A 4882-nucleotide genomic window follows, 5' to 3' on the forward strand; every position below is an offset into this window, starting at 1 on the left:
AGACGGGGGCGCGGCAGACGTCGTCGCACATGCCGCTGATGCCCGGCGGGGCGATGGCGACCCGGCCGGGGGAGTCGAAGGCGCGGCCGGACTGGCTGGTCGAGGAGGATCCGGAGGGCGTCTGGCTCGCGGACGTCCCGGACTACGGGCCCCCGGTGCTCGGCGGCGAGGGCCGAGACGTGTGAGCCTGGCCGGGCGGGTGTGCTCTTGTCGCTGGTGTTACGTACGCTTGGCCCGTGCTGGTCATCCGGAGAGATCTCCTCGACGAGATCGTGGCGCACGCTCAGCGGGATCACCCCGACGAGGCGTGTGGCGTCGTCGCGGGACCCGAGGGATCCGACCGGCCCGAGCGCTTCATCCCGATGCTGAACGCCGCGCGGTCGCCCACCTTCTACGAGTTCGACTCGGGCGACCTGCTGCGGCTGTACCGGGACATGGACTCCCGCGACGAGGTGCCCGTGGTGATCTACCACTCGCACACCGCGACCGAGGCGTACCCGTCGCGCACCGACATCTCCTACGCCTCCGAACCCGAGGCGCACTACGTGCTGGTCTCCACCCGCGACTCGGCGGAGACGAACCACACGGGCCACGAGTTCCGGTCGTACCGGATCGTCGACGGTGTGGTGACCGAGGAAGAAGTCGAGGTCGTGGAGACTTATATGTTCGCGCACACCGGCGCGGACGACGTCCCCGACCTGGGCTGACCCGCCCTCGCCACCTACCGTTCGAACCGATCAGGAGTACCGAAGAACCATGGCCGTCACCGTCTCCATCCCGACCATCCTGCGGACCCACACGGGTGGTGAGAAGGCCGTCGAGGCCAAGGGCGGCACCGTCGCCGAGGTGATCGACGACCTGGAGTCGCGGCACGCCGGGCTCAAGGGCCGCCTCATCACGGACGGCAAGCTGCACCGGTTCGTGAACATCTACGTCGACGACGAGGACGTCCGTTTCGCGGGTGGCCTCGAGGCCCCGGTCAAGGAGACCTCGACCGTCACCATTCTGCCGGCGGTCGCCGGCGGTATGCGCTGAGCTGACGGGACGGCGGCGGGCGATCCCCGCCGCCCTGCCCCGCTTGGAGGAGCGATGGCGCGCTACGACTCCCTGCTGCAGGCCGTGGGGGACACCCCGCTGGTCGGGCTCCCGTCGCTGTCCCCGGCCGAGAACGTCCGGCTGTGGGCGAAGCTGGAGGACCGCAACCCGACCGGCTCGATCAAGGACCGCCCCGCGCTGGCCATGATCGAGAAGGCGGAGGCGGACGGGCTGCTCACGCCCGGGTGCACCATCCTCGAGCCGACGTCGGGCAACACGGGCATCTCGCTGGCCATGGCCGCGAAGCTCAAGGGCTACAAGATCATCTGTGTGATGCCGGAGAACACCTCCGAGGAGCGTCGCCAGCTGCTCACGATGTACGGCGCGGAGATCATCTCGTCGCCCGCCGCCGGGGGGAGCAACCAGGCCGTCGCGATGGCCAAGGAGCTGTCGGCGGAGAACCCCGAGTGGGTCATGCTCTACCAGTACGGCAACCCCGCCAACGCAGACGCGCACTACCGCACCACCGGCCCGGAGATCCTGCGGGACTGCCCCGAGATCACGCACTTCGTGGCGGGCCTCGGGACCACCGGCACCCTGGTCGGCACCGGTCGCTTCCTGCGCGAGAAGAAGCCGGACGTGCAGATCATCGCCGCCGAGCCGCGCTACGGCGAGCTCGTCTACGGCCTGCGCAACCTCGACGAGGGCTTCGTCCCCGAGCTGTACGACCCCAGTGTGCTGACCGGCCGGTACTCCGTCGGCAGCTACGACGCGCTGCGCCGCACCCGCGAGCTCGTGGACAAGGAGGGCATCTTCGCCGGCATCTCGACGGGCGGGATCCTGCACGCCGCGCTCGCGGTGGCCGAGAAGGCCGCGGGCTCCGGCGAGTCCGCGGACATCGTGCTCGTGGTCTGCGACGGCGGCTGGAAGTACCTCTCCACCGGCGCCTACTCCGGCCGGCTCGACGACGCCGCCGAAGGCATCGAAGGCCACCTCTGGGCCTGACGGCCGGAATCAGTTCTCCCGCGAGGCACCCGCCCGGGGGAACAAACGCCGCTGCAGAGCGCTGCCGTCCCCTGAGCGGGAAACCCTCTGGGCTTGGCGACCGCCACCGGGCCCGGGTGGGCGCTCGATCATCTGCGGAGCCTGGCGGATGATCACCGGTTCGGCGCGGTGAGCGCGATGGTGGGTACCAGAACGGCGATCAACACCGAGGCCGCACCCGAGCGCCGGTGAGTGCCGGTCAGCGACGCTAGGCGGCCCTGCGCGCCGGTGATCGTCGTTCGGGCGCGGGGGGCTGCGCTCACCGCGGTCCGGTGTGCCGGTTCGGTGATCACCGCCCCGGCCCGCCCCAGGCACGTCACTGGTCGCCACAGTTGGGCGACGCCGAGCGCCGGTGATCGTCGTTCTGGTGCGTGAAGCCGCGCTCATCGCGGTCGGGTGTGCCGGTTCGGTGATCACCGCCCCGGCCCGCCCCAGGCACGTCGCTGGTCACCACAGTGGCCGACGCCGAGCGTCAGTGATCGTCGGTTGGGCACATGGAGCCGCGGTCACCGCGGTCGGGCGCGCCGGTCCGGTGATCACCACCCTGGCTCGCCCAGAGGCCCGCCGATCTCCCACTGCGGCTTTCCCGAGGCGCCGTGATCGTCGTCTGGGCGCGTGGAGCCGCGCTCACCGCGGCCGGCTGTGCCATATCGGTGACCCTCTGCCCGGCGCGGCCGAGCGGCGCCCCGTTGATCACCGTCACGGGCAGCGTGAGCGCTGGTGATCGTTGGTGAGGCGCAGCGGGCCGCGCCTACCGCGGCGGGCCGTGCCGGTTCGGTGATCACCGCTTCGGCCTGCCACGGCGATGTTCCGTTGATCACCGTCGCGCGCGGGGCGAGCGCTGGTGATCGTTGGTCGGGCGCGGTGGGCCGCGCTTGCCGCGGCGGGGTGCGCCGGTTCGATGATCATCACCCGGCCTGCCAGGCGGCGCGCAGTTGATCACTATCGTGGGCGAAAGCCGATCGCCGGTGATCGTCGGTTGGGCACGTGGAGTCGCGGTCGCCGCGGCCGGGTGCGCCGCTCCGGTGATCATCATCGGCCCCGGCGCGTTGGCGGAGGTCATGGGCCTGCTCGCACCCGCGGACCGGCCCGCGGACCTGCTCGTCGGGACCGAGACGGGCGACGACGCGGCGGTCTGGCGGCTGGACGCCGAGCGCGCGCTCGTCGCGACCACGGACTTCTTCACCCCCGTCGTGGACGATCCCCGGCTCTGGGGCCGGATCGCGGCGACCAACGCGGCGTCCGACGTCTACGCGATGGGCGGCCGCCCCCTGTTCGCGCTCAACCTCGTCGCCTGGCCGACCGAGTCCCTGCCCCCGGAGATGCTGGCCGAGGTGCTCGCAGGCGGCGCCGACGCGGGCCGGGCCTGCGGGTTCGCCGTGGTCGGCGGGCACTCGATCGACGACCCGGAGCCCAAGTACGGGATGGCGGTGGTCGGCGAGGTGCACCCGGACCGGCTGCTCACCAACACCGGCCTGCGGCCCGGGGACGCCCTGGTGCTGACCAAGCGACTCGGCGTGGGCATCGCGACCACCGCGGTGAAGCGCGGGACGGCGGGCCCCGCGCTGGTGGCCGCGGCGATCGACTCCATGGTGGCCTCCAACGCCGCCGCCTCCGCGGCCGCGGTCGCCGCGGGCGCGACCGGCTGTACGGACGTCACCGGGTTCGGGCTGCTCGGGCACCTGCGGAAGATGGTCGCGGCGTCCGGTGTGGACGCCACGGTGCGGGTCGGGGCGGTGCCGTTCCTCGAGGGCGTCCGGGAGCTGGCCGAGGCGGGCACGGTGCCGGGCGGCAGCAGGCGCAACCGGGAGTGGGTGGCGGAGGTCGTGGACTCCACCGTCGCGGAGACCGACCTGCTCCTGCTCGCCGACGCCCAGACCTCCGGCGGCCTGCTCTTCGGGGCCGCGCCGGACCGCGCCGCGCGGGCGGTCGAGGAGCTGACCGCGCAGGGCGTCCCCGCCGCGGTGGTCGGCGAGGTCACCGCGGGGACCGGCCGGATCGTCGTCACGCGGTGAACGGGCGGAGGCGGACGGGAATCGAACCCGCCTGACCGAGGTACTCGGCCACGTCGGTGTTGAAGACCGCGGGGGCCACCAGGCGCCCAGACGCCTCCCTCGCGCCCACCGCGAACCTATACGGTGATCCGGTGCCCCGCCCGAGCCGCTGGTCGGAGATCCTCGTCGCCGCAGGTGAGGAGTTCCGCGACCGCGGCTACGAGAACGCCACGCTGGAGGGCATCGGCGCGCGGGTCGGCATCCTCAAGGGCTCCATCTACAACTACGTGGGCAGCAAGGAGGAGCTGCTGCTCGCGGTCGTGGAGCAGCCCGCGAAGCAGCTGCTCGCCGAGCTGGAACACCTGCAGGCGGACTCGGGGCACAGCGTCGCGGTGCGGCTGCGCGAGCTCGTCCGGATGCAGGTGCGGATCTTCGGCGACCACCATCCCGCCGCGTTCGTGTACCTGCAGAACATCGGCCGGATGACGGCGCCGCGCTTCGCCGAGTTCCGCGAGATGGACGCCCGGTACATGGCGGCGGTCGAAGGGCTGATCTCCGAGGGGGTCCGGACGGGCGAGTTCTCGCTCGCCGGGAGCCCGCGGACGGCCGCGCGGGCGGTCGTCGGGATGCTGGACTGGATGCAGCACTGGTTCGTCCCACGCGGCGCCGAGGCCGACCGGGAGCTGGCGGACCAGCTCTTCGCCTTCGCCCTCGGCGGCCTGGTGTCCGGCGGGGGGATGCGGGGGATCGCCCGCTCCTTCCCCGAGCCGCCGTGACGATCCTCCGGCTGGACGGCCGGGTCGCCGTCG

The 4882-nt window shown here is 72.5% G+C and carries 7 protein-coding genes and 1 tRNA gene; 7 read left to right on the plus strand and 1 reads right to left on the minus strand.

Annotation, left to right across the window (positions count from 1 at the left end; all coding sequences use genetic code 11):
* The 6 genes from H5J29_RS20895 to selD all read left to right on the plus strand — a co-directional run.
* Nucleotides 1–185, plus strand: a 185-nt coding sequence (locus H5J29_RS20895) for a hypothetical protein (RefSeq protein WP_220187712.1), incomplete at its 5' end; no start/stop codon positions are given.
* A gap of 51 nt (nucleotides 186–236) precedes the next feature.
* Complete coding sequence (locus H5J29_RS20900; RefSeq protein WP_181782740.1) at nucleotides 237–707, plus strand: M67 family metallopeptidase; 471 nt, start codon at nucleotides 237–239, stop codon at nucleotides 705–707.
* Nucleotides 708–756: 49 nt separating this feature from the next.
* Nucleotides 757–1035, plus strand: a complete 279-nt coding sequence (locus H5J29_RS20905; protein ID WP_181782741.1) for a MoaD/ThiS family protein — start codon at nucleotides 757–759, stop codon at nucleotides 1033–1035.
* Nucleotides 1036–1089: 54 nt separating this feature from the next.
* The gene (locus tag H5J29_RS20910; RefSeq protein ID WP_181782742.1) at nucleotides 1090–2040 is read left to right on the plus strand and encodes a PLP-dependent cysteine synthase family protein; all 951 of its coding nucleotides are present in this window, start codon (nucleotides 1090–1092) and stop codon (nucleotides 2038–2040) included.
* A gap of 759 nt (nucleotides 2041–2799) precedes the next feature.
* Entirely contained in the window at nucleotides 2800–3018 is a 219-nt protein-coding gene (locus tag H5J29_RS20915; RefSeq protein ID WP_181782743.1) for a hypothetical protein, read from the plus strand.
* A 29-nt stretch (nucleotides 3019–3047) separates the two neighbouring features.
* The gene (gene selD / locus H5J29_RS20920; protein ID WP_376768555.1) at nucleotides 3048–4094 is read left to right on the plus strand and encodes a selenide, water dikinase SelD; all 1047 of its coding nucleotides are present in this window, start codon (nucleotides 3048–3050) and stop codon (nucleotides 4092–4094) included.
* A gap of 5 nt (nucleotides 4095–4099) precedes the next feature.
* Here the strand turns inward: selD and H5J29_RS20925 are convergent.
* A tRNA-Sec gene (locus tag H5J29_RS20925) sits at nucleotides 4100–4192 on the minus strand.
* 33 nt (nucleotides 4193–4225) lie between these two features.
* Here H5J29_RS20925 and H5J29_RS20930 point away from each other — a divergent pair.
* Complete coding sequence (locus H5J29_RS20930; RefSeq protein ID WP_181782744.1) at nucleotides 4226–4849, plus strand: TetR/AcrR family transcriptional regulator; 624 nt, start codon at nucleotides 4226–4228, stop codon at nucleotides 4847–4849.
* The last annotated feature ends 33 nt before the right edge of the window (nucleotides 4850–4882 follow it).

The organism is Pseudonocardia pini (assembly GCF_013870575.1).
Lineage (GTDB): Bacteria > Actinomycetota > Actinomycetes > Mycobacteriales > Pseudonocardiaceae > Pseudonocardia > Pseudonocardia pini.

Bases quoted from the DNA above. Each gene is read 5' to 3' on its own strand.
- H5J29_RS20910 (WP_181782742.1), top strand. From the start codon at position 1,090: ATGGCGCGCTACGACTCCCTGCTGCAGGCCGTGGGGGACACCCCGCTG.
- H5J29_RS20905 (WP_181782741.1), top strand. From the start codon at position 757: ATGGCCGTCACCGTCTCCATCCCGACCATCCTGCGGACCCACACGGGT.